We start from the raw sequence: 26,076 nt of genomic DNA, 5'->3' as shown, positions 1-26,076 counted from the left end.
CCTGACTATCATGGATGTTACCTGCTTCAACTGTATAAGCCAAGGCCCAACCATGTTTATCACAAGCTACCTGAGCATTATAAGCGAAGACTTCCTTGTGTTCTCCCTTTGTGAAACCAACCACTATCTGGATCAGTCGTTGATTGTTTCTTTAGATTTAGTCCTTCGCCTTTTTTGGTCGGGCTTTAAGAACTTTTTTGCATGCTTCTTCCTGTCTAAATTAATCTCAACATCCAGTTGTTCACTCATGAATTTAGCTTTTTGATCAACAACAACATTTTGGTACTTATGATTATTAGCAGCTGCCTTGATATGTGTCCCATCGATGAAGATTTCTGAGGGATCAATGAGCCCCGCCTCCAAAACGTGATGAAGCACATGACTAAAAATGTGTGCTAACAATTCTTTATTTTGAAAGCGTCGGCTATAGTTCTTACCGTAAGTTGTAAAATGTGGTACCTTATCATCCAGAGATAAGCCAAGAAACCAACGATAAGCCGTATTCACCTCGATATCCTTGATGGTTTGGCGCATAGAACGAATGCCATAAAAACATTGAATCAAAGGAATCTTAACTAACAAAACAGGGTCTAGACTAGGGCGACCATTATCTGAAGAATAACTATCCTCAACAACATCATAAATAAAAGAAAAATCAATCGTTTCTTCAACTTTTCTTAGAAAATGGTCTTTAGGCACAAGTTCATCAAGTGTATAGAAACCTATTTGACGACGATTATATTCAGGATTATCTTTGTGAAACATAGGAGTACCTCATCAAATACCTTTTCTTTTATTATACTCCTTCGAAGCAAGAAAAGTCCCCAGAAGTATAACTTCTGAGGGCTTTGTCTTCAATCTGACCCAACAGATGTTGGGTTCGTTTTTATAGCGTCTCAAGAACTTGATTAATATGTTTAATTGATTTTTCACGACCAAGCAAGAAAATAGTATCTGGCAATTCTGGACCGTGCATTTCTCCTGAAACAGCGATACGGATTGGCATGAAGAGGTTTTTCCCTTTAATTCCTGTTTCTTTTTGAACAGCCTTAATTTGTGGGAAAATATTCTCAGTGACAAATTCATCATCTGACATTGCTTCAAGTTTCGCTTTAAAGGCTTTAAGCACTGTTGGTACTGTTTCACCAGCCATAAATTCTTTTTCAGCTTCTGTCAATTCTGGGAAATCTTCAAAGAAGAGATCCGTAAGAGGAACAATTTCTTCTGCAGCTGTCATTTGTGGCTTGTAGAGTTCCACTAATTTTTCAGCCTTGTCTGTCAAGCGGCCAGCTTTTTCCAAGAAAGGCTTACAAAGAGCAAAGACCTTGTCGAAATCTGCATTCTTAATGTAGTCATTACTCATCCAATCTAATTTCTTTTGATCGAAGGCTGCTGGAGATTTACTGAGACGATTTTCATCAAAGAGTTTAATCAGCTCTTCACGAGAGAAGATTTCGTCTTCTCCACCAGGATTCCAACCAAGAAGAGCAATGAAGTTAAAGACTGCTTCTGGAAGGTAACCTTTTTTACGATAATCCTCTATAAATTGAAGGGTGTTCGTATCACGTTTAGACAACTTCTTACCTGTTTCAGAATTGATGATAAGGGTCATGTGTCCAAACTCAGGAGCTTCCCAACCAAGAGCTTCATAAACCATAAGTTGTTTTGGTGTATTAGCAATGTGGTCATCTCCACGGATAACGTGTGAAATTTGCATATCGTGGTCATCAATAACTACCGCAAAGTTGTAAGTTGGGTAACCATCTTTCTTCTGGATAACCCAATCACCACCGATATTACCACCTTCAAATTCGATATCTCCTTTAACGATATCATGCCATTTGTAAATTCCTGACTCATTAACAGCTAAACGAACTGTTGGAACGATACCTGCCGCTTCACGTTCGGCGATGTAGGCAGCTTTTTCTTCTTCAGTCATGCCAAGAAATTCATTGATATAACGAGGTGTTTCACCAGCAGCTTCTTGACGTTCACGCTCTGCTGCCAATTCTTCTTCAGTCACATATGACTTGTAAGCCTTACCTTCTGCCAAGAGCTGATCAATATATTTTTGATAAAGTGGCAAACGCTCTGATTGACGGTAATTTTCATGTGTCTCTGGACTTTCATCCCAGTCAATTCCCAACCAACGCAAGTTATCAAGTTGAGAACGTTCACCATCTTCAACGTGACGTTTACGGTCAGTATCTTCAATACGGATAATGAAAGTACCGCCATGATGACGAGCATAGAGGTAATTAAACAATGCTGTACGGGCATTACCAATGTGTAAAAGTCCTGTTGGACTTGGTGCGTAACGAACACGAATATCTTTAGCCAAGATAAGTCTCCTTTTTATGTTTCATTCTTCAGTCTTTGGATACTTCATTAGATTAGAATCTATCTCAAGAGGCGACTCTAAAATTTCAAGTATCAGCAGGCAACTCAACTTTTTTTACCTTCACAATAAAGGTTTGTAAGCGAGTACCAATCCTTCTTATTATATCACAATCTAGAGATGGTTCGAGAAATTTTATCAAAAAAACGACCACCTATAGGAAGTCGTTTTGTATAGATTACTTAATGTGTTTTTCAAAATCTTTCTGAGCCTTGTCATTAGATTTCGCTTTTTCTTTCAACCAATCTTTGTAGGCCGAATCATACTGTTTCTTAGTAACAATATTATCTTGAGATTGGAGATACTTGAAGTAGTAAGTCGAACCTTTATCACCTGCTTGAGCATAAGCTCCAGAGAATGGCTTGATACGTGAAATCACAGCTGCAGCCCCATTATAAGTAGTTGTTGGGATATACAGCGAACTATCTGTCAACCATGCTTGAGCTTTGGCATATTTTTCATAACGAGCTGTTAAATTGGTTGTTTCTTTAGAAGCATCGTCAACGAGCTGATCGTATTCTTTAAGACCTACTTTTTCAGCTGCTGGGCTATTAGGATTATCATATCCCATAAAGGACTTCGTATTCTCGCTATTAGTAGTCTTCAAGACATCAAGGTAAGTAGATGGATCTAGATAGTCTGGTTCCCAGGCAACACCAACTGATAAATCCCAATCTTCTGCTGCTGCATTTGCCGCAGAATAAGTGATATTGTAGAAATCATCAGATGACATTTGGTGGAGATCAAGTACAACATTATCTTTTCCTAGAGCAGATTCAACAGATTCTTTAAGTGATTGTACTTGATTCACATAAATCTTATTTGTCTGATTAACAGGAACATCCAAATGAATAGGGAACTGTACTCCTTCTGCTTGAAGAGCTGCTTTAGCTTTAGCAAACTCAGCTTTAGCCTTTTCTGGGTTGTAAAGTCCGTCTTGACTATCGGCAAGATTCACGCCTGCCCACTCATCACCAAAGGCTGGAAGTTGTTCCATCACCATAGCTCCAAAGTTTTTGCCATCTGCCTGTACAAAATCAGGTTTGACAAAGATATTACGGACAGCTGTTTTTCCTGCCTCTTTACCATTCAATTGAGCTGCATAATTCGTACGATTAATGGCAAAACTCAACGATTGACGGAAATCTTTGTTAAGAAGAGCTGCTTTCGTTGATGACTTTTGTTGATCATTTTCTTTAGAAGTATGACCATAAGTTTGACGATCAATGTTAATACCAACACCTTCTACAGCGGCACCAGGTTGTGTGTAGTAGATGTCATCTTTATACTGTTTGGCAACTTTAGAATAATTCGAACTTGTTGGGAATAGACGTGCTAGGTTGTAGACACCATCCGTAAAATTACGTTCCAAAGATTCTTGGTCTGTCCCATCATCGTAAGTTAACTTAACATTGTCAAAGTGGACATTGTCCTTATCCCAATAATTTTCGTTCTTAACAAACTCAATTGAGGATTTAGTTGTCAGTGATTTAAGAAGGAATGGTCCATTATAAAGAATAGAAGTTGGATCTGTTGATTTACCAAAGTCTTTCCCTTTCGATTTCAAAAAATCTGCGTTAACAGGCCAAGTCACTGAATAAGTCAACTTGGAATTCCAATAAGGCTCTGGTTCACTAAGAGTATATTGCAAGGTATGATCATCAATAGCCTTAATCCCTACATCTGCAAAGTTTTTATTATCTCCTGAAACATAGTCATTCAAGCCTTTAACAGAGTTTTGCAACAAGTAAATAGCCTCAGATTTTGTATCAGCAGCATGTTTAAGCCCAGTCACAAAGTCCTTGGCTGTCACATCAGCGTATTCTTCACCATCTGAAGTGTACCATTTAACACCCTTACGAATCTTATAGGTATAGGTCAAACCATCTTGGGAAACAGACCAACTTTCAGCTACAGATGGTTTAAGGTTACCATATTGGTCATTCTCAAACAAACCATCAACACCATTACTAACAGCTGTAGTCATATTTTTCTTATTTGTAGAAACATAATCTAGGGTTGCAGGATCACCACCATAAACATAATTATAAGTCTTCCCAGATGTCTTACTTGATGACGAACAAGCTGCTAAAACACCCACAGATAGCAGACCTACGGCCGCCAGCAAAAATACCTTACTCTTTTTCATGCATCGTCTCCTTAAATTTGCAATGTCATAAGTTTAAACATTCAATAATGATGTGTATACGCTTAAATTATACCATAAGTTCGGAAAATTAAAACTACTTTCTGAATATTTTTATTTTCTGTTCATACATCTCACTTCAGGCAACAAAAAAACCTATCCGAAGATAGGTTCCTTACTACTCTTACAATGAGTTTGGATCAACTTTGATACCAGCACCTTGTGTAGTAGTGATTGAAAGGTTTGTAATGTAAGCACCTTTCGCTGTAGCTGGTTTAGCTTTTTGGATAGCATCGTTAAATGCTTTAAAGTTTTCAACCAATTTTTCAGCTTCAAATGAAACTTTACCGATGATAGCTTGTACGTTACCTGCTTTGTCAGCACGGTAAGTGATTTTACCACCTTTAGACTCTTCAACTGCTTTAGCAACGTCCATAGTTACTGTACCAGTTTTAGGGTTTGGCATCAAGTTACGTGGTCCAAGGACACGTCCAAGACGACCAACGATAGCCATCATATCTGGTGTTGCAACAACAACGTCAAAGTCAAGCCATCCACCGTTGATTTTAGCAACGAGTTCATCTTCACCAACGAAGTCAGCACCTGCTGCTTTAGCTTCCTCAGCTTTAGCACCACGAGCAAATACAAGAACACGTTGAGTTTTACCAGTACCGTTTGGCAATACCATCGCGCCACGGATTTGTTGGTCAGCTTTCTTAACGTCGATGTTAAGGTTGTATGATACTTCAACAGTAGCATCGAATTTTGCGAAGTTAGTTTCTTGTGCAAGAGCTACAGCTTCTTCTACGCTGTAAGCTTTTGTGCTGTCGATTTTCTCAAGAGCAGCACGCATTTGTTTGCTTTTTTTAGCCATTTAATTATTTCTCCTTGTGTAATGTGGTCATAACGACTTTCATCTTCCACGTCACTCAGCGAAGTGAGACGACGTCTGTGGTTTTCTTGTTAACTGAATTAGTCAGTAACAGTGAATCCCATTGAACGTGCAGTACCTTCGATCATACGCATAGCTGATTCGATGTTTGCGGCGTTCAAGTCAGGCATTTTAGTTTCAGCAATTTCTTGTACTTGTGCACGAGTTACTGAAGCAACTTTAACTGAGTTTGGAGTACCTGAACCTTTTTCAACACCTGCTGCTTTTTTCAAAAGAACAGCAGCTGGTGGTGTTTTAGTGATGAAATCAAATGATTTATCTTCATACACAGAGATAACAACTGGGATGATCATACCAGCTTGGTCAGCTGTACGAGCGTTAAACTCTTTAGTGAATCCCATGATGTTGATTCCGGCTTGACCAAGGGCTGGTCCAACTGGTGGAGCTGGAGTCGCTTTACCAGCAGGAATCTGAAGTTTTACGATGTTTTCGACTTTTTTAGCCATTTTGTAATTTCCTCCTATTGTGGTTTTGGCGGTAAGTAAGTTTTGTTACCTCCCACAAGTATGTTTTTACATACCTTATCTATTATACAGAAATTCCTTTTAGATGCAAGAAATTCTTATTAAGTTTAGGAAAAAATTTACATAAAGCCCTTTTCGAGGTAAAATAGATTTATGATTCTATATAAATTCTTTGCCATAGCATTTTTGATTTTAACACCTATCTTTGCTTTTATTATCCATCGCTTCTTCAGTTTAAAATACCTTGGGCTTAATTTTGCTGATTTAACCTTTCCGCTATACTTTATTGAAGTAGTTGCCGTATCAGCACGTTCCTTTACTCATAGTTTTTTGCCATACATCACAATCTTGCTATCCTTGGCAGCTATCATTATCACAATTCAGATGTTAAGGAAGACACAATCCTTTAAGTTTAAACGGTTCTTTAAATTATTCTGGCGCATCAGTTTCTTCATCACCAGTCTCTTCTATTTAGGGACTGTCATTCTTATTTTTATCGTCACTTAGACAATGAGACAGACTCAGTACATTATTTCAGTGTGCTGAGTTTTTTTGCGTTGAATCATAAAAAGCAGGCATTCGTGCCTGCTTAACTATTCAGTATTAAGGATTTACTTGGGTCATTCGTCCAGTATCAACATCATAAACTGCACCGGAAATAACGACATCTTCAGGAATAAGCGGTGACTGACGTAAAATAGCCATATCTTCACGAACACTCTCTTCAACATCAGTGAATGGAAGAAAGTCTTTATCAGACACATCAACACCTAGTTCTTTATTGAGGTAAGCTGTAAATTCATCGTTCTTAAAGGTCTGAGCACCACAATCTGTATGGTGGAGAACCACTATTTCACGTGTTCCCATCTGTTGTTCAGAAATGACTAAAGAACGAATCATGTCTTCTGTCACACGCCCACCTGCATTACGTAGAATATGGGCATCACCAAGAGCTAAGCCCAAGGCTTGAGCAACGTGAAGGCGAGAATCCATACAGGTCACAATAGCAACCTTTGTCTTTGGTTTCAAGGGAAGATGGCCTGTCCCATGCAAATCGACATAGGCATTATTAGCATTGAGAAAGTTTTTAAAATAAGACATAGTAACTCACTTTCTAGTGGACAAATTAGGATAAACATTAAATTATCTAGGTTATATCTTACCACCTTTTAAAAACCTTGTCAGTTAAATGAATTGCTGAAAAAGAAAAACAAGAGTATCACAAAGGTTAGGATACTCTCGTCATTACTATTATGATCGTTTTGGTAAGTAGCGATTAAGAAGGCCTGCAAAGGTCTGAAGATTGAGACTCTGAACATAAATCTCGCCTGTCCCTCTAAAGGTATTAACAACCCCTTCTCCTGTTCCGATAGACTGCCAGAAACCATTTTCCAAATGAATATTGTAATCCAGAGACTGACTCCAAGCAACAACATGGGCATTGTCAATAGTCACTTCTTGATTGTTCAGCTCAATTTTTTTGATGGAACCGTAAGCATTGGCCAAAAGGGTCCCTTGACCTTGTGTCGTCATCACAAAGAAGCCACCTTGGCCACCAAAAAGAGCCTTACCAACAGACTGGTATTCCATTGTATAGTAGGCCGTGCCATCAAGTGCTAGAAAGGCACCATCATTAAGTCGGTACTGCTTTTCACCCAGATACAAAGGAATCACCTGACCTGGGGAATCAGGTGCCAAAGCCAAATAACCATTATTGGACTGAGCAACAACCTGAGTAATAAAGCTACTTTCACCCGAAACCATTGAACGCCCAACCGCTTTCACAAGGCGACCCAACCCTGAGCCACTAGCATTTAATCTAGTACTCAGGGTTACATTAGGTGTGTGGTATACCATACTGCCACGTTGGATAAAAACCGTTTCACCTTGATTAAGAGTTAACTCTACCAGTGGGAATTGCATATTGCTGTCTGTGAAAAATTGCATCATAAATACCTCCCTATTCTTAAGAAAAGTATAGCATTGAACAGATATTTTTGCAAGCGCTTACAATATATCGCTTTGGGCAAGATTTTTTTAAGAGAAGACTTTTTTGAGCACTTCTCCTACCGTTGTGACCCCAACAACCTGAATACCTTCTGGAATTGCCATGCCATGAAGGGAATTTTTAGGGGCATAAATCCTAGTAAAGCCTAGTTTAGCGGCTTCATTGATGCGCTGCTCAATCCGAGTCACACGGCGAATCTCTCCAGTCAAGCCAATTTCTCCTATAAAGGCTTCCTGGGGATTGGTTGGAAGCTCCTTGTAACTGGAAGCAATAGCAACGGCAACAGCAAGGTCAATAGCCGGCTCGTCTAATTTGACACCACCAGCTGATTTGAGATAGGCGTCTTGATTTTGAAGAAGAAGTCCGCAGCGTTTCTCTAAAACAGCCATGATAAGGCTAACACGGTTAAAATCCAGTCCTGTTGTTGTCCGCTTGGCATTACCAAAGACGGTTGGTGTCACCAAGGCTTGAACTTCAGCTAGGATAGGTCTGCTACCTTCCATTGTGACAACAATGGCAGAACCTGTGGCACCGTCTAGGCGTTCTTCTAAGAAAACTTGGCTAGGGTTTAGAACCTCTACCAAACCACCAGACTGCATCTCAAAAATCCCAATCTCATTGGTTGAACCAAAACGGTTTTTGACTGCTCGTAAAATACGGAAGGTATGGTGACGTTCCCCCTCAAAATAGAGCACAGTATCCACCATGTGTTCCAACATACGTGGCCCAGCCAGCTGTCCCTCCTTGGTCACATGCCCAACGATAAAGGTGGCAATGTTATTGGTTTTGGCAATCTGCATGAGTTCAGCAGTAACTTCACGAACCTGAGAAACCGAACCTTGAACGCCAGAAATCTCTGGACTCATGATGGTCTGAATAGAGTCGATAATGAGGAAATCAGGTTTTATAGCCTCCACTTGACTGCGAACGGCTTGCATATTGGTCTCAGCATAAAGATAAAATTCGTTATCAATATCACCTAAACGTTCACTCCGCAATTTGATTTGCTCGGCAGATTCTTCCCCAGATACATAGAGGACAGTTCCCTTGTTAGCCAGCTGTGTTGACACTTGTAAGAGAAGGGTCGATTTTCCTATCCCTGGGTCCCCTCCAATAAGAACCAGGCTACCTGGAACCACACCGCCACCTAAGACACGGTTAAACTCATCCATGTCGGTCTTTATGCGAGCATAATTAATCGAAGAGACTTCTTTTAATTTAGTTGGTTTAGACTTTTCACCCGTCAAACTGACACGGGCATTTTTAACCTCCTGCACCTCAACTTCTTCCTCAAAAGAGGACCAAGAAGAACAGTTGGGACAGCGCCCTAGATATTTGGGTGAATTGTAGCCACATTCTCGACAAACAAAAGTTGATTTTTTCTTAGCTATAATAATTCTCCTTCTACTGCAACTCCTATAGAGCGCCACTTATACAATGTATTTTGAAATTTCTTCTGGTTGACAACTCCGACAGCAGACAAATCGACAGAAACCTGATAATTCTCCTTGACAGCCGTTAAAACGGAAGCCTTGACACAGCCATTGCCATCTACCCCTATAAACTCTATGCTCTTAGCACCATTTTCCTCTAAAAAATCTTTTAAATCTGGATTAGTAAAGCAAGAAGCCCGAGATTTCTCAAAGATACGAGAAAATACAAGCAGCAAGCCGGTCGCAAATTTCTTCTTTCTATCTTTTCTCTCCCAGAAAAAACGATTGAGAATATAGATAACCCGGTCGCTGGGATAGCTAGCAATTTTGTCATTTACAGCTGCAATCAGTTCTTCATGATATGCTTTTCCTACAGCAACATAATCTGACTGCATATCGATTACTAACAAATAATCTGCCACTTTGCTCCCTCTACTGTCCAGTTGACCCAAATCCGCCAGTTCGCACACCATCTGCCTCATCTCCATCAACAATCAAGAAAGGCATAAAGACACCTTGAACAATGCGTTCGCCAACTTCAAGAGTCACGGGTTGATCAGTAATATTTTTCATCTGAGCGAAGATATGACCCTCATTTCCAGGATTACCATAATAATCGCCATCAATAACACCTACAGAATTGATTAAAACCAGCCCCTTTTTACGAGGGTTCGATGAACGGTCAAAGAGATAGAGGACCTCACCAGGTTGCATGTAAGCCTTAACACCTGTTGGAACGAGAACAATTTCTCCAGGAGCAATTACAGTGTTCTCTGCTACCTTTAAATCATAGCCTGCAGCATGAGCTGTCTCACGTTTTGGAAGCAAGTCCTGATTGTTATAGGTTGATACGAGTTCAAATCCACGAATTTTTGTCATTATTTTTTCCTTTCGATACATCTATTGACTTTGTCTTGTAAAATTAGCAACACTAGCTTTAACAAAAAGAGTAGCTTTTTTGATATCCATCCTATTATAATCTATTCGAAATAAGATGACAAAGGTAGCAGTCTAATGGCATTCTCATTAAACTAAGATTGACTTTTAGGTAGGAAAACGCTAACATAGTATAAGATATAATACTTTTAAGGAGAATTGTCATGAAATTCATCGGACTTGTTGGTACGAATTCAAAGCGTTCAACTAATAGACAATTATTGCAATATATTCAGAAACATTTTGCAGATAAGGCAGACATCGAACTCGTAGAAATTAAAGACTTCCCTGTCTTTAACAAGCCAGCCAATAAACAACTTCCAGAAAATGTCCTAGAGGTTGTTAAGAAAATTGAAGAAGCCGATGGGGTCATCATTGGAACACCTGAATATGACCATTCTATTCCTGCTGTTCTTATGAACGCTCTAGCTTGGGTGTCATACGGTGTGTTCCCTCTTTTGAATAAACCCGTTATGATTACAGGGGCATCTTACGGAACTCTTGGTGCTTCTCGCGCACAGCTACAACTCCGTCAAATCTTGAACGCTCCAGAAATCAAAGCTAATGTGCTTCCAGACGAATTCTTGCTATCACATTCTCTCCAAGCTTTTGATGGCAATGGTGATTTGGTTGACCTTGATGTTATTCAAAAATTAGACGCCATTTTTGATGACTTCCGTCTGTTTGTTAAAATCACTGGTAAACTCTCACACGCTACAGAATTGCTACATAAAGAAGCTGAAAACTTTGACTGGGAAAGCTTATAATACAGGAGACTAGAAACTATGAAATTTGTTGGACTTGTTGGAGCAAATTATGATCAATCATACAACCGTAAATTGCTCGAATTTATCAGAAGACATTTTAAAATTAAATTTGAACTTGAAGTCTTGGAAATTGACGAAGTGCCTATGTTTAACCAAGACGAAAAATGGGACGAAAGCTTCCAACTTCGCTTGCTTAACAACAAGATTACACGCGCTGATGGGGTCATCATTGCAACTCCCGAACACAACCACACCATTTCTGCAGCGCTTAAATCTGTTTTAGAGTGGCTCTCATTCGAAGTGCACCCATTTGAAAACAAACCTGTCATGATTGTTGGGGCATCTTACTACGACCAAGGAACTTCACGCGCCCAAGTACATTTGCGTAAAATCCTTGAAGCACCTGGTGTCAACGCCTATACACTTCCAGGTAATGAATTCTTGCTTGGTAAGGCCAAAGAAGCTTTCGACCTTGATGGTAACATCACAAATGAAGGTACTGTTAACTTCCTTGAACAATGCTTAGACAATTTTGTCCAATATGTAGGAGTGGTTTCTAAATTGAAAAAACCAAAACCAATTGAACCAGAAGACTTAGATTGTAACAACCCAATCGCTACAACTGTTACCGAGGTTGATCCTGACGATCCAGAATGGGTAGAAAAAGTAGCTGAAATCACTGGTGCAGTGTCTGGTGATACATATGTTAAACTAGATCACGGTATTTTGACAGTTAACCAAATTGACATGTTCCTCAAGGCTATGCCATTTGAATTAACTTATGCCGATGATAATAACCAATTCCTCTACTACAATAATGCCCATCAAGATCCTGATACCATGTTTGCCAAACGTGTGCCACCTCAATCAGGTAGCCGTATGTCAACAGTTCACGGTTCACTTCCACCAGCTCGTATGAAAAATGTGGAATGGGTTATCGGTACCCTTCGTAACGGCAACCAAGAATATGTGCGTACGATTGTCCCAGGCTCACCTGAAGGGGTTATCAACACACACAATTATCAGGCTATGTACTATGATGATGGTTCTTATGCAGGAATCAATGAAATCGTCTTTAACTTTAAACCATGGCTTGACTGGTATCTCGAAACAACTGGTCAACGCCTTGTCGGAGGAAGTGGTCCTTTTGCACCGGCTGCAGCTAGTCATGGCGGTAGCGACGCAACATCTGGAGCATCAGATGCCGGCAGTCACGGTGGCGATGCAGCTCCAGACGCAGATGCAACATCTGGAGCATCCTCACATTAAGACTTGGAAAAGTTGGGACAACTGTCCTGGCTTTTTTCATGGTCATCTTAGATTAACCTTCATCCAAGCATGTGTAGCTACTCATGCTCCATGTCACACTACTTAGAGGTAAATTTATGTCTCAATTCCAAGAAAAAGTTTTTGCTGCTTGCGCTAAAAAAGAAGCGCTCTTCAACGAAAGCCTTGGTCGCTATGCCTTGCGTTCGATGCTTGCAGGCGCTTATCTTACCATGTCAACTGCGGTAGGGATTATTGGTGCTGATATTATTGCTACAGGTATACCAGCCCTTTCTCGCTTTGTATTTGCCTTTATCTTTGCTATCGGATTGGTCTTCGTTCTCATTTTCAACGGAGAGTTAGCCACTTCAAACATGATGTTCCTTACTAGTGGTGCCTATTATGGCAAAATCAAATGGAGTAAGGTTTGTACCATCCTTCTCTATTGTACTTTCTTTAATTTTGTCGGAGCTCTTATCTTAGCTTGGTTTTTCAATCAATCCTTCTCTTTCCACCATTTGACAGACAAGAGCTTCCTAGTCACTGCTGTTTCCACTAAACTTGGAAAAACAGATTGGATGAACTTTACTGAAGGTATTACTGCTAATATGTTCGTCAACCTTGCTATCTTGGGCTATATGCTCCTCAAAGAAGAGTCTGCCAAGATTTTCATTGCCCTATCAGCCATCTTTATGTTTGTCTTCTTGGTGAATGAACACTTGATTGCTAACTTTGCTTCCTTTATGTTGCTAGGCTTCAATGGTGTCCGTGATGCTGTGGACAATTTCACATTGGCAAATATTCTACGTCAGTGGGTAGTCGTTTTCTTCGGTAACTGGATTGGCGGCGGTATTTTCATTGGTTTGGCATACTCTTGGCTCAATAAAACTAAGACACCTCACATTGATTAGGAGGCCACATGCGTCAAAAAAGACTTATCAAAGAGACTATCCTGGCTATGCTGCTTTATTTTATTTGCTTAGCTATAGCTGTCGCCATTGATTTAATATTTTTTAAAGTCAAAAACATGTATCACACACCTGCTATGGTGGCTATCTTTGCAGGATGGGTTTATTTGGGGCTTATCCGAAAGACCAAGCAATTTGGAGCTATTACCTGTCTAGGCATATTTATGTCCGTCTTCTTCTTTGCTTCTGGTCACTTTGTCCTTACCTTCCTTCCCAACCTTTTAGCTGGTCTAATCGCTGATTTTATTGCCAAGCAAGGTAATTATGAGAATGATAAATTTAATCTACTTTCCTACATGATATTCTCTCTGGGAAACTTGGCTCCCATTGTTACCATGTGGTTAGCTCCTAAAGCCTATATTGCACAACTCCTTGCCAAGGGGAAAACACAGGATTATGTAGACCAAGTTATGGTTCCATTTACAACTAGCCATGTCTTAATTCTAATAGGTGGAACTCTCATGGCTGCTCTCATTGGAGGTTACATTGCTAAAAACTGGCTTAAAAAATAATAACCACCTACGTTCCTAACAGAGAGTACAAGACAAACACGCTTTTCTTATGTTATAATGAGAAGGAATATAGTCTTTTTCTGCTTTGTTAGAAAGGACCTAAAGGGAGACCTAATGATGAAAAAACAAAAAATCGCTGTCTTGGGCCCAGGTTCTTGGGGAACTGCCCTTGCTCAGGTACTCAATGACAACGGACACGAGGTTCGTATTTGGGGAAATATCCCTGAACAAATTGATGAAATTAACGAGAAACATACCAACACCCGTTATTTCAAAGATGTGGTTTTGGATGAAAACATTAAAGCCTACAAAGAACTTTCCCAAGCTTTAGATGGAGTTAATGCTATTCTCTTCGTTGTTCCAACCAAGGTTACTCGTTTGGTAGCCAAACAAGTTGCCGAACTTTTGGACCATGAAGTTGTTATCATGCATGCTTCAAAAGGATTGGAGCCAGGAACACACGAACGCCTCTCAACTATCCTTGAGGAAGAGATTCCTGCAGAACTTCGCAGTGACATTGTTGTCGTATCCGGTCCAAGCCATGCTGAAGAAACTATCGTTCGCGATATCACCTTAATTACAGCGGCCTCAAAAGATCTTGAGACTGCACGCTATGTTCAAGGTATGTTCAGTAATAACTACTTCCGCCTTTACACCAATTCAGATGTTATTGGTGTTGAAACAGCTGGGGCACTTAAAAACATTATTGCCGTCGGTGCCGGCGCCCTTCATGGTATGGGCTATGGAGATAATGCTAAGGCAGCCGTTATTACTCGCGGTCTCGCAGAAATCACTCGTTTGGGTGTAAAACTTGGTGCTGACCCTTTGACTTACAGCGGTCTTTCTGGGGTTGGTGATCTTATTGTTACAGGGACTTCTATTCATTCACGTAACTGGCGTGCTGGTGATGCACTCGGTCGTGGCGAAAAACTGGAAGACATTGAACGTAACATGGGTATGGTAATTGAGGGAATTTCAACTACTAAGGTTGCCTACGAAATCGCTCAAGAACTCAATGTCTATATGCCAATTACAACAGCAATCTACAAATCCATCTATGAGGGTGCTGACATCAAGGAATCTATTCTCAATATGATGTCCAATGAATTGCGCTCTGAAAATGAATGGGATAAAAAATAAATAATCTAAGGAGTTCTCATGAAGAATCAAAAAGTCAAAAAAGCTGTCATCCCTGCTGCAGGACTTGGTACACGCTTTTTGCCAGCTACAAAGGCCTTGGCCAAAGAAATGTTACCAATCGTTGATAAACCAACTATCCAATTTATCGTTGAAGAAGCTCTCAAATCAGGCATCGAAGATATCTTGGTCGTGACTGGTAAGTCAAAACGATCTATCGAAGACCATTTTGACTCAAACTTTGAGTTGGAATACAACTTAGAACAAAAAGGTAAGACAGACCTGCTAAAATTGGTTAATGATACTACTGCTATCAACCTCCATTTTATCCGTCAAAGTCACCCACGTGGTCTCGGAGATGCTGTACTTCAAGCCAAAGCTTTTGTCGGTAACGAACCATTTGTTGTTATGCTTGGTGACGATCTAATGGATATTACTGATGACAATGCTGTTCCATTAACCAAACAACTTATTGATGATTATGAGGAAACACACGCTTCTACTATTGCGGTTATGCCTGTACCACACGAAGATGTTTCAGCTTACGGTGTTATCGCCCCTCATGGTGAAGGTCACAATGGCCGTTATAGCGTGGAAACTTTCGTTGAAAAGCCAAACCCAGAAGATGCTCCAAGTGACCTTGCTATCATCGGACGTTACCTTCTGACACCTGAGATTTTTGGAATTTTGGAAACACAAGAACCAGGTGCAGGTAATGAGATCCAATTGACTGATGCTATTGATAAACTCAATAAAACGCAACGTGTCTTTGCTCGCGAATTTACAGGTAAACGTTACGATGTAGGAGATAAATTTGGTTTCATGAAAACCTCTATTGACTACGCCCTCCAACACCCTCAAGTTAAGGAAGACCTTAAAAAATATCTTATTGACTTGGGACACAAACTCGAAGGCAAACCTGAGCAAAAAGACTAATATAAAATCCATCGAAAAATTTTCGATGGATTTTTCATATTATCTAAAGATAGGTAAAACCTACAATAGTCACTAAAAGAATAATATAAGTTAAAAATGCTGTCAGGCGCCAACCTCTACTAAAAAGTCGACTTTCAACCTTATTAGCCAAAAAAATAGCTGCTAGAGCACCTCCAACCAAGCCTCCTAGGTGACCAGTAATCCCAACACTAGGTGTGAAGAGATTGAAAATCAGATTGACGACAATTAAAGATAGATAACTACGTCCCAACTGATTAAGTAAGGGACTATGACTATAATAACCAAGTATTACCACAGCTGCAAAAAGGCCAAACAAGGAGGTAGAGGCACCAGCTGCAATAACATTAGGCGTAAAAATCAAGGTGAAGGCATTCCCCATAACACCAGCTAACAGATAGAGCCCTAGGAAACGCAGAGTCCCAAAAATTTGCTCAGCCATTTTGCCAATAAAATAAAGGGTAAGCATATTAAATAAGAAATGCTCCAGACCGATATGTACAAAAATTGGTGTCACTAAACGCCAAAGGTCTAAGGGACTATATTGAACAAAAACACCATACATAGCCCCCATTTTAAAAAGACTAAGGGGTGCTGTCGCTTGAAAATCATTTAAAAGATATTGACACCCAAAAGTCAATGTCGTTAGCCCTAATAAAAGATAGGTAGCAGGGTATCTCTTCCATTCATTTACTTGCATGTGATAACCTCCCTAACGGCGATGTCATGGCTATCTGGGGTAAAATCCTTTTCCTGACAGGGATAAACCATGCTAACTGTCATCCCTTCAAAGTCAGACAAATAGCGGTCATAATAACCTGCTCCGTAACCAATGCGATAGCCTTCAGCATTGAAAACTACCCCTGGCACATGAATCAAATCAATCTCTGATTTTTCCACAGCCAAATCAGACGCAGGTTCCATCAAGCCAAAAGAGGTTGCAACAAGATTATCTGGATCGTAATCGACAAAAATCATTCGACCTTGTTTATAGGTTTTGGGAACCACAAGACGCTTCCCGTCCTTTAAAGCCTGATTGATTAAAAGACTGGTGTCGTATTCATGTGGGAAAGCCAAATAGGTAGCAATCACCTGAGCCTCTTTATAAGCAGGTAAGGCAATCAATTGCTCTAAAAGATATTGGTCTAACTTAGCCTTGGTCTCAGGTTCCTGTGAAGTCAACTGAGCCAAAACAGTTTTTCTAAGTTCATTTTTCATAGGTTTATCATATCAAAAAAGCTACCAAAAGTCAGACCTGGTAGTTTTTCAGCTTTGTAAAATGTCACTAGGCTTCTGCCTTGTATTTAAGGAACTTACCGATTTCAGCTACCCCAAAAGCAAGGGCGTCCTCATTTGGACTCATCTTAGGATGGTGAAGGGCATATGGCGTATCAATCCCCAACCAGAACATGACACCTGGAACCTTACTAAGCAAATAACCGAAATCTTCTCCAGTCATAGCTGGTAAACAATCAATCAAGTTAACAGCTGGACTGGCTTCAAAGAAGGTCATCAATTCTTTGGCCAAGGCTGGGTTGTTTTCCACAGGGAGATAACCACCCTGTTTCAATACAACATCCACTTCCATACCAAAGCTAGCTGCCACACCCTCTGCGATTTGGCTGACACGCTTTTGAATAAGACGACCCATTTCTAGCGTAAGCGTACGAATAGTTCCATAGACCTCTGCTGTTTCAGCGATGACATTGTTGGTCGTTCCTGCATGGAAAGAACCAAAGGTAACTACCCCACCCTGGATAGGGTCAACATTACGACTGACAATAGTTTGAACTTGGGTAATAAAGTAAGAAGCTGCTACAAGGGCATCATTAGCCTCATGTGGAAAGGCAGCGTGTCCTCCTTTGCCTTTGAAAGTAACAAGTACCTCACAAGTTCCTGCAAAAAGGGTATTCGTATTAGTCGCAATGTCGCCTACTTTGAAATCTGGACGGACATGAAGGCCATAAAACTCATCTGGTAGCCAATCACCGAAGGCCCCGTCTTCATACATAAGCATACCACCAGCTTCATTTTCCTCAGCTGGCTGGAATAAGAAGAGCATATTATTTTTAGGTTGAACCTCAACCATTTGGTCAAGAAGTCCAAGCGCTGTCGTCATATGAATATCGTGACCACAGGCATGCATACGACCCTCATGAGTAGATTTGAAGGGAAGACCTGTTTCCTCTTCAACCGGAAGAGCGTCAATGTCTGTACGCCAACCAATGGTTTTTTCAGGAGCATATCCATGGAGATAAACCAGAATACCTGTACGCCAAGTACGTTGCTCCACAAAGTCCTTACCCTCAGTCATTTCAGCAATACGCTCTAAGAGATAAGCCTGGGTTTTAAACTCTTCCAAACCAATTTCTGGAATTTGATGAAGGTCTCGTCTGATTTTGATTAAATCAAGTGTCATTTTTATTTTCCTTTTTATCTTATTTAATAGAGAATCTAGAAATAGAGGCCTTACGGCCTCTACTATCAATATGTTACAAGTTACGCAAGGCGTCTTCAAGTGCTGTTTTTTGTTGTGTTTTTTCATCAATTTCCTTGATGATGCGAGCTGGAACACCAGCTACAACGACATTTTCAGGAACATCTTGAGTAACGATAGCTCCAGCGGCAACGACTGAACCATTACCAACTTGAACCCCTTCGATAACAACAGCATTGGCACCGACAAGAACGTTATCACCGATACGAACTGGATCTGCTGAAGCCGGTTCAATCACACCAGCAAGGACCGCACCCGCACCGATGTGGCTGTTTTTACCAACAGTAGCACGACCACCAAGGATAGCCCCCATATCAATCATAGTACCAGCACCGATTTCAGCACCGATGTTGATAACAGCCCCCATCATAACGACAGCATTATCTTCGATAGTTACTTGGTCACGGATAATAGCACCTGGTTCGATACGTGCATTAAGGTGACGTTTATCAAGCAATGGAACAGCTGAGTTACGGCCATCTTGTTCCACAACGTAGTCCTTGTTTTCAGTCAAGTTGGCAAGAAGTGGTTCGATATCTTTCCAGTCTCCGAAAAGAACATTACCAAGCTTAGTGACAGAAGCTGGAACAGCAGTTGCCAATTCCCCTTCAAAGGTTACTTTAACATTCGTTTTCTTTTCTGCATTACCGATAAAAGCGATAATTTCTTGAGCAGACATTTTTTGTGCAGTCATGAGATTCTCCATTCACATAAAGTTAGGGATTATTATACCAAAAATTCTGATAATTGTCTTTGCTTTTGCCAAATAGAGTGTATTTTTATGTAAAACCTATCTTTAAAGCTTCTATATCCGTAATCACTCGGTTTGGCTTAATTGGGGAGTTCTCCAGTTCTCGGCGTGAGTAAGGAAAGGTATTGAGCAAAATACCATCGATCCCAACTCCTTCAGCCACAGCAATATCAGTCGTCAAATCATTTCCAACCATGACAGTCTCAGATGGCTTCAACTTATGATCAATCAAAACTTGCTTTAAAAACTCTGGTTGAGGCTTACAGATACCCGCATCCGAAGACAAGTAAATGGCATCAAAATAAGCTCTTAACTCCATTAGGTCAATCTCAGCGTTAGTAAAGGCTGCTTGAGCATTGGACAAGAGATAGAGACGACAGCCCTGCTCTTTTAGAAAGGCTAAAACTTCCTTAGTATGAGGATAAGCCATCAAGTATTTGCGAGATAAGACCCGAAAGACCATAGCTATCAGCTGCCCCCAGCCTTCTGGCTGATGAAGTCTACTAGACTGTAGACTAGCATCTACATAAAGCTGGTTAAAAATGTGAGCTAGGTCAATTTCTGGATAAGCAACTCCTTTTAGAGCCACTAGGTCCTTGCGAGCCTGACCCACGCGCTTGGCATAAGCTTTTTTAAGAGCTTTCCCCTTATAATACGCTCCATAAGCTTGGTACAGTTGGCCTAGTTTATCCCATAACATAGGGTCTTTCTCATCGGTTAATATATCAACCAAGGTTCCATAAAAATCAAAAATATAGTTCTTATAAACGTTATTATTCATCGCCTTTTTACTCGTTACTAAACTTTTCTTCTTGATAATCCTCATCATACACCATTTAAGAAAACCAAACAAGCTTACCAAGATATTCTCCATCAAAAAAATCCCAACGGCGTTAGGATTACTTATCATTTTTGATACGACCAATCAGCAATTCTCCTGCAACCGTTAGCTTCCTTACTGAAGTCAAATCTAAAGTTTTTTTATCAACATGGAAGAAAAGAGGGGTCATCTCAGCAAATGCTTGAACATGCTCTGCTGGCATAGACCAAGTCTTAGAAATCGTCACACGCTCCAAAAGCTCACAGGAGTCCTGAAAATGCTCCAGAACATCCTGGTTGGAATAAGCCTGCGCCTCTGGTAGTAATTGGCGAAACTCTTTAAGATGATCCTCATGAGGAATAACCTTGAAAATCAAGCCCTGATCAGTCAAAAGTCGTCCAAATTCTTGATAATTAGCTGGCGAAAAAATATCTAAGATCACATCGATACTGTGCTCACGTAAGGGCAGTTTAGCCAAATCACCAACGAACCAGGCCACGTTTTTCTGAGGATTTTGACGGGCTGCAAGAAGGATGGAGTCCTTAGATAAATCAAAGGCCATGAAATCCTTGTCAAACTCTAAAGCCAACTGACGGCTATAATAGCCCTCACCACAGGCAACATCTAGAACATGCGAATGTCTAGGAAGGTCACGCAAGCGCTCTGAAATCACCTCAAGAATAGGATCATAGTAGCCCGCTGCCAGAATATGACTTCTATTTTCAAAAGAAGCCATATCATAGTGCTTATCTCCCTTATTCTGTCTCAAAAAATTAACAAAACCCTGCTTTGCGATATTAAAGGTATGCCTGGTCTGACAAACCAGACTAGACTGGTCCAAACGCATTGGTGCCTGACAAAGGGGACACGCAAAAAGACTCTCTTGATCTTTAAAAACACTAAATTTGGCCATAAATCCTCCTCGACACCAAAAAAGAGCACACACCTGAAATCGCTTAGGGCTGCTGGATTCCTCCCCTGACCCGCTTCACGCACAGATGTTGCTCCGAATGATATTATACCATAAATCGAAGTGATTGCAAGTAGCGAACCCCCGATACTGTCAATGAAACTTATCCTCCAAACCTCCCTACAAATAACTTCGGTCACTACCAACTTCTAACACCACAACTAAGGCCATAGTGACATCTATGTCACTACTTTTTTATTTCTCCACTATTTATAATAAAACCATAGCTTGAGGAAAAGACCAAAAGCTAGTGACAATGCTAACTCAATGGAAAGAAGAAAATTATTTTAGAATATCTCTTACTTCATGGTGAAGAGGCTAAGAGATTAAAGAACTCACCAAAAATAAAAAAGGAGAATGACAAAGATGACTAAAGAAATGAATGTTGCAGACCTAGCTGCAGTCACAGGAGGCGGATGGAAGACCAACATCGCTATTGGAGGACTCTGCCTAGCTTCAGGACCTATCGGAACTCTTGTATGTGTTGGCGCTTATAATGGCTACAAGGATTCTGCACGATAAGATGAAAAGAGACAACAACAATGATTAATAAACTCAAAACACATCAAAACATGACTCTTAAAGAGCTTGAAAGTGTATCAGGTGGGGCGGTTCCTTGGGCTGCTATCTCCGTCGGGATTGCTGCTGCAAAGCTGACTTACGACCTAAGCTATGCCGTTGGTAAAACTTATTACAACCTCACACACTAACAATAAGAGCTTACACCATGATGACATCTCAAAGATTTTGAGGACGATAACCTATGAAAGATACAAGAAATCAAACAAACGATACTACTAATAAGCAATCGTCTAAACGCAATAATTATCTGCTCGTAAAAGGGGCCTTGATTTGTATTATCTCTACCCTACTTCTGATACTTCTAATCAACCTTATCTTTTATGTACGATTGGGTACACCAATTATTGATACTAATTTGAAATCTGCTTGTAATACTCTTATCTTCTTCCTCCCCATTTTTCTTTTGACAAGAGAGAAAGAAAAACCTAAAGCTAAGACAGAGTAACTCATACAGTCTTCAAGAAAACAAAAACTCTCATTTCCCATTGAAAAATGCAAGCCCAAAAGGGCTTGCATTTTGCGCTTACATCTCTTGTATTGCTTCTAATTTTGCCAGACGTTTAGCTTCTTTCTTTCGTTCACGACTTTGACGGAAAAAGTTTTGCATGATTTCAGCACATTCTTTCTCCATAACACCAGTCTCAAGATCAACACGATGATTGAGACGCTCATCTCTTAGAATATCGTAAAGGCTCCCCGCTCCACCAAATTTTTGATTACTCGCTCCATAGATAACTTTAGGAATACGAGCCAGACCAATGGCACCACTGCACATTACGCAAGGTTCAATAGTGACGAAAAGAGTGCAATCAAGCAAACGCCAATTACCAATGGTCCTATTTGCCTCCTGAATAGCCATGACCTCAGCATGCATGATTGCTTGGTTAAGTTCCTCACGCGCATTGTGTCCACGGCCAACAATTTCTCCATCCTTAACAATAACACAGCCAATTGGGATTTCTGCCTTATCTAAAGATTTTTGAGCCTCCTTAAGAGCCTCAGACATGAAAAAGTCTTTCTCCTCTTGAGTAAAGTCAATCATAAATGTTACTCCTGTTCCAAGATTTTTCATATATCACCACAGAGTCAAAATGTCAGTGTGATGGTCTTCCATGATTTTAAAAAAGGTGGCTTCTAGACAACCGACCCTTTTTAAGGTTTTGGCGTACCCCCCTCGCTTAACTCTTTTTATTATAACATAAGAAAAGCTTGAGCAAGGGTAGCCTTACCAAAGTAGACAAAAAAAGCTAAGACGAATCCGCTTAGCTTCAAACACATTAGTTTGGTGAATCTTAGGAGTCACACCAATGTGTTTCTCCAAGTCTAACGAAAAGTCAATGACCGCTTAACATCCTAGTTAATATGTCAGTCGGAATGTCAACCAATTGTCTGTGAAATCATTATATCAACCTATAGACACATAACAAAAACGCAACTGTATCAAACAATTGCAAGGACAGTGTTCTAGTTAAGGTGTTCCACACTTTCCTTCCAAACAAATAATGTCTACTACAAAAGTAAAAGGTAACTTTCATAGCTTTTTCCTTACCCACCTATAGTTTATCATGAAACCTCTATCATTTAATTTAAAAATTGGTAATAAAACAATGATACAAATGAGGAGTAACTGTTAATTGTACACTTCGTTTTGAATAATTTTATAAATGCTGGAACCCTTGTTATCATTGCACTTGTCAACGATTTTAATTATTTTTTCCACTCTAACAAGGTCATTAATCACCTATAATTCTAAGTCTTATCTAATTTTACTGTTAATTAAGTCTTACAAGTGTTTAATATTTAATCCAATAATACTCTAACTTTGGCAAGAAAGAATATTTATTTTTTAGAAGCGACCAAGTAAACTGACAAACTAGAAGGGAAGTTCTTCTTCCAAAACAAGGTCAGCCAAGTCATTTTCAGGCTGATTTTCTCTGACAGCACGTTGGGCACGACTCTCAAGAAGTTGGAAAGAGGAGCAAAGCACTTCCGTAACATAATGAGTTTGACCATCCTTATCGTACTTACGGGTACGAAGCTCACCATCAAGAGAAATTAAACTCCCCTTGCTAGCATAAGAGGCTAAGGTCTCAGCCAAACGCCCCCAGACAACCACTGTAATAAAGTCAGCCTCACGCTCTCCATTTTGCGCCTTATAGCGCCGATTAACCGCAACTGTGACACGTGTAAAAGACCTATCACTAGCAGTCTTAACCATCTCAGGTGTCGCTGTCAAACGTCCAATCAAAATAACTTTGTTATACATTTTTTTACCTCCACCTATCTATTCGTAAGAGGAAGTAAAAAAATAGGTTATTTTTAAATAGTTTTACAGATTCTCTCGATAAGATCCTTTCTAATACTCGAATCTCTCTACTACTCGAAGGTTATTATTTTTCTAGAAATAGTACTCCATCAGATATTTTCATTACAACAATGAATCTTTAAATCTTCTCGACTCGCTTAGCTAACTCAACGTTTTTGAACCACAATTTCCCAAGAAGCAGGACCGACTTGGTCAAAGCGAGTTACAGGATAATCATTATCTGCAGCCCAGTTTGGAATACTTTCCGTTGCTTGCGTACAATCGAAAGCAATCAACAACTCATCTCCAACAGCCAATTCAGCCATTTTCTTCTTCGCATCAATCAATGGGAATGGGCATACCAATCCACCAGTTTCAAGTTTTACCAAAGTCATATTATATTCTCCTCTTAATTTTTGTTTGGTTTTACAAAGATAATGTAGGAAGCCGTCCAAACACCTAAAATAGTCACTGGCAAAGCAATCCATCCCTTACTAGAAAAAATTGCTGTAGCTGTTAAACCGTTACCAATTGTACAGCCACCAGCCCATGAGGCACCAATTCCCATAAAAATCCCCCCTAGTGTGCTCTTACCAATGGTTGACAAGTCTGGCAAACGCCAGCGAAACTCTTGAGATCCCTTTGCAGCAAGAAAGGAACCAATAAAAATACCCAATACAAGAAAAACACCCCAACCAAGTTGCTTACTATCGCCTGTAATAATATAACTAATTAGATGTGCCGATGGTGTTGTAATCCCTAACCCTCCAACACGACCAGTCAGCTGACTAGCTGGCCAAGCAATTAAAGCAACAAGACCTATTAGAAGTCCTGCAAAATATTTATGGTAAGTTTTCTCAAAAAGGTAGTGTCTCACTCCCTTATATCTTGGTGGAAGAGAAGCAATCTGACGTCTGGGCTTACGTAACTCTCTAATTACAAAGAAACTTGTTATAACTACTAAGAAAATAAGAAGATACCAAACTGGAATTCCTAATTGACCAGCTAAATCATCATTAATTACCCAGTGCTTAGCTATTAATTGATTCAAAGGAACAAGAAATCCTGATTTCATAGCTGCCGCACTCGTCATATAAAAGAATAGTGCAACCCAACTACCCAGGAGCCCTTCTCCAGCACGATACCACGTTCCCGTGGCACATCCCCCTGCGAGAACAATTCCAATACCAAATAGATAGGAGCCCACAATCGCTCCTAACACGGAAAAGTCTTCATAAGGGTTTCCAATAATACCCAATTTAATCAAGAAAAGTACTCCTATACTTTCCACTGTGATTGCAATAAGGAAAGCGTAAAATAAGGTATTATTACGTGCAATATACATGTCTCGAAAACCACCCGTCAAACAAAAACGAGTTCGTTGTAAAATAAATCCAAATATCAGACCAATGAGCCCACCAGAAAGAACAGTCGTAAGCATAGGTACCTCCTAAAGTAAATGTTGATTACATTTTAAGAAAAATATTATAGCTTGCATAATCTTTCTTTTTTATGATTAGCTATAAACTTTCTTTATGACAAACAAAAAAAGCGGATTATTACCGCTTCTTCTCTTACTTACCCTTTCCAGTGTTTGGCTGGATCAAAAGCCTCACCGACTACTGCTGAATCATCAAGTTCAATAATACCACGTTTTTGTGGAGCATTTGGAAGTGCCAACTCACGTGGGGCACACATCATACCATAACTATCTTCACCACGAAGTTTTCCTGGGAAGATAAGGGCACCACTAGGCATCATAGCACCAGGAAGGGCTACGATAGTTTTAAGACCAAGCGCTGCGTTTGGTGCTCCTGCAACGATTTGGACCTTCTTATCGCCGATATTCACTTGGCAGATGTTAAGGTGGTCACTATCTGGATGTGCAACCATTTCATCAATTTGCCCAACCACAAAGACTGGACCTTGTGTGTTTTCCAAGCGTTCTTCAAAACCTTCTTTAGCCAATTCCTCGTTCAAGACAGCTACATCTTGGTCTGACAAGAAAACTTGACCATTTCCATTGATATCAATGAGGCTTGATGCTTCAAAAATGTTCCAAGCAAGGGTCTTGCCTGTTTCATCAGCTGTGACACGCGCCACTTTACCTTTACGTTCTACGCTACGTTTAATGTCCTTAGTATCTTCCAAGATAACCAACAAAACGTCGCCAACTTGTTCTTTATTGTATGCAAAAATCATGGGTTCTC

Annotated in this window: 30 protein-coding genes, 1 other RNA gene and 1 pseudogene; 10 read left to right on the top strand and 22 right to left on the bottom strand. The window is 40.1% G+C overall.

Annotation, left to right across the window (positions count from 1 at the left end; translation table 11 throughout):
• From HMPREF0848_RS09345 to rplK, 5 genes and pseudogenes are all read right to left on the bottom strand, one after another.
• Positions 1–765 (bottom strand): annotated as a pseudogene (locus HMPREF0848_RS09345) (transposase); the annotation flags it as partial.
• A 121-nt stretch (positions 766–886) separates the two neighbouring features.
• Entirely contained in the window at positions 887–2,341 is a 1,455-nt protein-coding gene (gene gltX, locus HMPREF0848_RS09340) for a glutamate--tRNA ligase (protein ID WP_008536178.1), read from the bottom strand.
• A gap of 235 nt (positions 2,342–2,576) precedes the next feature.
• Positions 2,577–4,547, bottom strand: a complete 1,971-nt coding sequence (locus HMPREF0848_RS09335; RefSeq protein WP_008536174.1) for a peptide ABC transporter substrate-binding protein — start codon at positions 4,545–4,547, stop codon at positions 2,577–2,579.
• Positions 4,548–4,728: 181 nt separating this feature from the next.
• Entirely contained in the window at positions 4,729–5,418 is a 690-nt protein-coding gene (gene rplA / locus HMPREF0848_RS09330) for a 50S ribosomal protein L1 (protein WP_002888715.1), read from the bottom strand.
• A gap of 98 nt (positions 5,419–5,516) precedes the next feature.
• Positions 5,517–5,942, bottom strand: a complete 426-nt coding sequence (gene rplK, locus HMPREF0848_RS09325) for a 50S ribosomal protein L11 (RefSeq protein ID WP_002885648.1) — start codon at positions 5,940–5,942, stop codon at positions 5,517–5,519.
• Between the two features lie 171 nt (positions 5,943–6,113).
• Between rplK and HMPREF0848_RS09320 the strand changes: the two genes are divergently transcribed.
• Positions 6,114–6,467, top strand: a complete 354-nt coding sequence (locus HMPREF0848_RS09320; RefSeq protein ID WP_008536173.1) for a DUF3397 domain-containing protein — start codon at positions 6,114–6,116, stop codon at positions 6,465–6,467.
• 96 nt (positions 6,468–6,563) lie between these two features.
• Here HMPREF0848_RS09320 and HMPREF0848_RS09315 read toward each other — a convergent pair whose 3' ends face one another.
• The 5 genes from HMPREF0848_RS09315 to HMPREF0848_RS09295 form a co-directional block, all read right to left on the bottom strand.
• Positions 6,564–7,061, bottom strand: coding sequence for a beta-class carbonic anhydrase (locus tag HMPREF0848_RS09315; protein ID WP_008536172.1), 498 nt, complete (start codon positions 7,059–7,061; stop codon positions 6,564–6,566).
• A gap of 150 nt (positions 7,062–7,211) precedes the next feature.
• Positions 7,212–7,907, bottom strand: a complete 696-nt coding sequence (locus tag HMPREF0848_RS09310; RefSeq protein WP_008536168.1) for a TIGR00266 family protein — start codon at positions 7,905–7,907, stop codon at positions 7,212–7,214.
• 90 nt (positions 7,908–7,997) lie between these two features.
• On the bottom strand, positions 7,998–9,359 hold the full coding sequence (gene radA, locus HMPREF0848_RS09305; RefSeq protein ID WP_083802115.1) for a DNA repair protein RadA: 1,362 nt from the start codon (positions 9,357–9,359) through the stop codon (positions 7,998–8,000).
• Positions 9,356–9,823: a cysteine hydrolase family protein gene (locus tag HMPREF0848_RS09300; protein WP_008536157.1), complete on the bottom strand. Its 468-nt coding sequence runs from the start codon at positions 9,821–9,823 to the stop codon at positions 9,356–9,358. Before HMPREF0848_RS09300 ends, radA begins: the two co-directional genes overlap by 4 nt.
• A gap of 10 nt (positions 9,824–9,833) precedes the next feature.
• Entirely contained in the window at positions 9,834–10,280 is a 447-nt protein-coding gene (locus tag HMPREF0848_RS09295; protein WP_002888708.1) for a dUTP diphosphatase, read from the bottom strand.
• A gap of 221 nt (positions 10,281–10,501) precedes the next feature.
• Between HMPREF0848_RS09295 and HMPREF0848_RS09290 the strand changes: the two genes are divergently transcribed.
• The 6 genes from HMPREF0848_RS09290 (at position 10,502) to galU (ending at position 15,923) form a co-directional block, all read left to right on the top strand.
• Positions 10,502–11,104: an NADPH-dependent FMN reductase gene (locus tag HMPREF0848_RS09290; protein ID WP_002888707.1), complete on the top strand. Its 603-nt coding sequence runs from the start codon at positions 10,502–10,504 to the stop codon at positions 11,102–11,104.
• A gap of 18 nt (positions 11,105–11,122) precedes the next feature.
• Positions 11,123–12,373 carry an NAD(P)H-dependent oxidoreductase gene (locus HMPREF0848_RS09285; RefSeq protein ID WP_008536154.1) on the top strand — a complete coding sequence of 417 codons (1,251 nt, stop codon included), beginning with the start codon at positions 11,123–11,125 and terminating at the stop codon, positions 12,371–12,373.
• A 116-nt stretch (positions 12,374–12,489) separates the two neighbouring features.
• On the top strand, positions 12,490–13,281 hold the full coding sequence (locus HMPREF0848_RS09280; RefSeq protein WP_037609453.1) for a formate/nitrite transporter family protein: 792 nt from the start codon (positions 12,490–12,492) through the stop codon (positions 13,279–13,281).
• Between the two features lie 8 nt (positions 13,282–13,289).
• The gene (locus HMPREF0848_RS09275; protein WP_008536151.1) at positions 13,290–13,850 is read left to right on the top strand and encodes an MptD family putative ECF transporter S component; all 561 of its coding nucleotides are present in this window, start codon (positions 13,290–13,292) and stop codon (positions 13,848–13,850) included.
• 117 nt (positions 13,851–13,967) lie between these two features.
• Positions 13,968–14,990 carry an NAD(P)H-dependent glycerol-3-phosphate dehydrogenase gene (locus tag HMPREF0848_RS09270; RefSeq protein ID WP_002888697.1) on the top strand — a complete coding sequence of 341 codons (1,023 nt, stop codon included), beginning with the start codon at positions 13,968–13,970 and terminating at the stop codon, positions 14,988–14,990.
• Positions 14,991–15,008: 18 nt separating this feature from the next.
• Positions 15,009–15,923: a UTP--glucose-1-phosphate uridylyltransferase GalU gene (gene galU / locus HMPREF0848_RS09265; protein WP_002888695.1), complete on the top strand. Its 915-nt coding sequence runs from the start codon at positions 15,009–15,011 to the stop codon at positions 15,921–15,923.
• Between the two features lie 43 nt (positions 15,924–15,966).
• On the opposite strand, the gene HMPREF0848_RS09260 is transcribed toward galU, so the two are convergent.
• From HMPREF0848_RS09260 to ffs, 7 genes are all read right to left on the bottom strand, one after another.
• Positions 15,967–16,641 (bottom strand): rhomboid family intramembrane serine protease, encoded by a 675-nt coding sequence (locus HMPREF0848_RS09260; protein ID WP_008536148.1) that lies wholly within the window; start codon positions 16,639–16,641, stop codon positions 15,967–15,969.
• Entirely contained in the window at positions 16,632–17,159 is a 528-nt protein-coding gene (locus HMPREF0848_RS09255; protein WP_008536145.1) for a 5-formyltetrahydrofolate cyclo-ligase, read from the bottom strand. The genes HMPREF0848_RS09260 and HMPREF0848_RS09255 overlap by 10 nt, the downstream gene beginning before the upstream one ends.
• A 67-nt stretch (positions 17,160–17,226) precedes the next feature.
• Entirely contained in the window at positions 17,227–18,360 is a 1,134-nt protein-coding gene (locus HMPREF0848_RS09250; protein ID WP_008536143.1) for an N-acetyldiaminopimelate deacetylase, read from the bottom strand.
• A 73-nt stretch (positions 18,361–18,433) separates the two neighbouring features.
• A complete protein-coding gene (dapD, locus tag HMPREF0848_RS09245; protein ID WP_002886999.1) occupies positions 18,434–19,132 on the bottom strand; it encodes a 2,3,4,5-tetrahydropyridine-2,6-dicarboxylate N-acetyltransferase in 699 nt (232 codons plus the stop codon).
• A gap of 85 nt (positions 19,133–19,217) precedes the next feature.
• Positions 19,218–19,970, bottom strand: a complete 753-nt coding sequence (locus tag HMPREF0848_RS09240) for an HAD family hydrolase (protein ID WP_037609470.1) — start codon at positions 19,968–19,970, stop codon at positions 19,218–19,220.
• 118 nt (positions 19,971–20,088) lie between these two features.
• Entirely contained in the window at positions 20,089–20,922 is an 834-nt protein-coding gene (locus tag HMPREF0848_RS09235) for a putative RNA methyltransferase (protein WP_008536138.1), read from the bottom strand.
• 8 nt (positions 20,923–20,930) lie between these two features.
• Positions 20,931–21,027, bottom strand: an RNA gene (gene ffs / locus HMPREF0848_RS10545) — signal recognition particle sRNA small type.
• A 309-nt stretch (positions 21,028–21,336) separates the two neighbouring features.
• Here ffs and HMPREF0848_RS09230 point away from each other — a divergent pair.
• From HMPREF0848_RS09230 to HMPREF0848_RS09220, 3 genes are read left to right on the top strand one after another with little or no spacing between them, the layout of a single operon-like run.
• Positions 21,337–21,501 carry a class IIb bacteriocin, lactobin A/cerein 7B family gene (locus HMPREF0848_RS09230; RefSeq protein WP_008536137.1) on the top strand — a complete coding sequence of 55 codons (165 nt, stop codon included), beginning with the start codon at positions 21,337–21,339 and terminating at the stop codon, positions 21,499–21,501.
• A 20-nt stretch (positions 21,502–21,521) separates the two neighbouring features.
• A complete protein-coding gene (locus tag HMPREF0848_RS09225) occupies positions 21,522–21,689 on the top strand; it encodes a class IIb bacteriocin, lactobin A/cerein 7B family (RefSeq protein ID WP_008536136.1) in 168 nt (55 codons plus the stop codon).
• Between the two features lie 53 nt (positions 21,690–21,742).
• Entirely contained in the window at positions 21,743–22,006 is a 264-nt protein-coding gene (locus HMPREF0848_RS09220) for a hypothetical protein (protein ID WP_037609448.1), read from the top strand.
• A 78-nt stretch (positions 22,007–22,084) separates the two neighbouring features.
• On the opposite strand, the gene tadA is transcribed toward HMPREF0848_RS09220, so the two are convergent.
• The 5 genes from tadA to ytpR form a co-directional block, all read right to left on the bottom strand.
• Entirely contained in the window at positions 22,085–22,603 is a 519-nt protein-coding gene (gene tadA / locus HMPREF0848_RS09215; protein WP_008536135.1) for a tRNA adenosine(34) deaminase TadA, read from the bottom strand.
• Between the two features lie 831 nt (positions 22,604–23,434).
• On the bottom strand, positions 23,435–23,827 hold the full coding sequence (locus HMPREF0848_RS09210) for a single-stranded DNA-binding protein (protein ID WP_002888680.1): 393 nt from the start codon (positions 23,825–23,827) through the stop codon (positions 23,435–23,437).
• Positions 23,828–24,033: 206 nt separating this feature from the next.
• On the bottom strand, positions 24,034–24,261 hold the full coding sequence (locus HMPREF0848_RS09205; RefSeq protein WP_002887422.1) for a sulfurtransferase TusA family protein: 228 nt from the start codon (positions 24,259–24,261) through the stop codon (positions 24,034–24,036).
• 14 nt (positions 24,262–24,275) lie between these two features.
• Positions 24,276–25,307, bottom strand: coding sequence for a YeeE/YedE family protein (locus HMPREF0848_RS09200; RefSeq protein WP_008536134.1), 1,032 nt, complete (start codon positions 25,305–25,307; stop codon positions 24,276–24,278).
• A gap of 137 nt (positions 25,308–25,444) precedes the next feature.
• Complete coding sequence (gene ytpR, locus HMPREF0848_RS09195) at positions 25,445–26,068, bottom strand: YtpR family tRNA-binding protein (protein WP_008536133.1); 624 nt, start codon at positions 26,066–26,068, stop codon at positions 25,445–25,447.
• Positions 26,069–26,076: the final 8 nt, after the last annotated feature.

The organism is Streptococcus sp. C150 (assembly GCF_000187445.1).
GTDB lineage: Bacteria > Bacillota > Bacilli > Lactobacillales > Streptococcaceae > Streptococcus > Streptococcus raffinosi.
Note: the sequence above shows the minus strand (reverse complement) of the source record. Positions and strands in the feature narration are given on the sequence as shown.

What these genes read in the sequence shown, in the direction of transcription:
- HMPREF0848_RS09310 (WP_008536168.1), bottom strand. Translation starts at nt 7,907, where the DNA reads ATGCAATTTTTCACAGACAGCAATATGCAATTCCCACTGGTAGAGTTA.
- HMPREF0848_RS09260 (WP_008536148.1), bottom strand. Translation starts at nt 16,641, where the DNA reads ATGCAAGTAAATGAATGGAAGAGATACCCTGCTACCTATCTTTTATTA.
- HMPREF0848_RS09280 (WP_037609453.1), top strand. Translation starts at nt 12,490, where the DNA reads ATGTCTCAATTCCAAGAAAAAGTTTTTGCTGCTTGCGCTAAAAAAGAA.
- HMPREF0848_RS09320 (WP_008536173.1), top strand. Translation starts at nt 6,114, where the DNA reads ATGATTCTATATAAATTCTTTGCCATAGCATTTTTGATTTTAACACCT.
- dapD (WP_002886999.1), bottom strand. Translation starts at nt 19,132, where the DNA reads ATGACTGCACAAAAAATGTCTGCTCAAGAAATTATCGCTTTTATCGGT.
- HMPREF0848_RS09295 (WP_002888708.1), bottom strand. Translation starts at nt 10,280, where the DNA reads ATGACAAAAATTCGTGGATTTGAACTCGTATCAACCTATAACAATCAG.
- HMPREF0848_RS09335 (WP_008536174.1), bottom strand. Translation starts at nt 4,547, where the DNA reads ATGAAAAAGAGTAAGGTATTTTTGCTGGCGGCCGTAGGTCTGCTATCT.
- rplA (WP_002888715.1), bottom strand. Translation starts at nt 5,418, where the DNA reads ATGGCTAAAAAAAGCAAACAAATGCGTGCTGCTCTTGAGAAAATCGAC.
- HMPREF0848_RS09210 (WP_002888680.1), bottom strand. Translation starts at nt 23,827, where the DNA reads ATGTATAACAAAGTTATTTTGATTGGACGTTTGACAGCGACACCTGAG.
- HMPREF0848_RS09250 (WP_008536143.1), bottom strand. Translation starts at nt 18,360, where the DNA reads ATGACACTTGATTTAATCAAAATCAGACGAGACCTTCATCAAATTCCA.
- HMPREF0848_RS09200 (WP_008536134.1), bottom strand. Translation starts at nt 25,307, where the DNA reads ATGCTTACGACTGTTCTTTCTGGTGGGCTCATTGGTCTGATATTTGGA.
- HMPREF0848_RS09255 (WP_008536145.1), bottom strand. Translation starts at nt 17,159, where the DNA reads ATGAAAAATGAACTTAGAAAAACTGTTTTGGCTCAGTTGACTTCACAG.
- HMPREF0848_RS09270 (WP_002888697.1), top strand. Translation starts at nt 13,968, where the DNA reads ATGAAAAAACAAAAAATCGCTGTCTTGGGCCCAGGTTCTTGGGGAACT.
- HMPREF0848_RS09240 (WP_037609470.1), bottom strand. Translation starts at nt 19,970, where the DNA reads ATGAATAATAACGTTTATAAGAACTATATTTTTGATTTTTATGGAACC.
- HMPREF0848_RS09225 (WP_008536136.1), top strand. Translation starts at nt 21,522, where the DNA reads ATGATTAATAAACTCAAAACACATCAAAACATGACTCTTAAAGAGCTT.
- ytpR (WP_008536133.1), bottom strand. Translation starts at nt 26,068, where the DNA reads ATGATTTTTGCATACAATAAAGAACAAGTTGGCGACGTTTTGTTGGTT.
- HMPREF0848_RS09285 (WP_008536154.1), top strand. Translation starts at nt 11,123, where the DNA reads ATGAAATTTGTTGGACTTGTTGGAGCAAATTATGATCAATCATACAAC.
- galU (WP_002888695.1), top strand. Translation starts at nt 15,009, where the DNA reads ATGAAGAATCAAAAAGTCAAAAAAGCTGTCATCCCTGCTGCAGGACTT.
- HMPREF0848_RS09315 (WP_008536172.1), bottom strand. Translation starts at nt 7,061, where the DNA reads ATGTCTTATTTTAAAAACTTTCTCAATGCTAATAATGCCTATGTCGAT.
- rplK (WP_002885648.1), bottom strand. Translation starts at nt 5,942, where the DNA reads ATGGCTAAAAAAGTCGAAAACATCGTAAAACTTCAGATTCCTGCTGGT.
- tadA (WP_008536135.1), bottom strand. Translation starts at nt 22,603, where the DNA reads ATGATTGACTTTACTCAAGAGGAGAAAGACTTTTTCATGTCTGAGGCT.
- HMPREF0848_RS09220 (WP_037609448.1), top strand. Translation starts at nt 21,743, where the DNA reads ATGAAAGATACAAGAAATCAAACAAACGATACTACTAATAAGCAATCG.
- HMPREF0848_RS09290 (WP_002888707.1), top strand. Translation starts at nt 10,502, where the DNA reads ATGAAATTCATCGGACTTGTTGGTACGAATTCAAAGCGTTCAACTAAT.
- HMPREF0848_RS09205 (WP_002887422.1), bottom strand. Translation starts at nt 24,261, where the DNA reads ATGACTTTGGTAAAACTTGAAACTGGTGGATTGGTATGCCCATTCCCA.
- HMPREF0848_RS09230 (WP_008536137.1), top strand. Translation starts at nt 21,337, where the DNA reads ATGACAAAGATGACTAAAGAAATGAATGTTGCAGACCTAGCTGCAGTC.
- HMPREF0848_RS09235 (WP_008536138.1), bottom strand. Translation starts at nt 20,922, where the DNA reads ATGGCCAAATTTAGTGTTTTTAAAGATCAAGAGAGTCTTTTTGCGTGT.
- HMPREF0848_RS09275 (WP_008536151.1), top strand. Translation starts at nt 13,290, where the DNA reads ATGCGTCAAAAAAGACTTATCAAAGAGACTATCCTGGCTATGCTGCTT.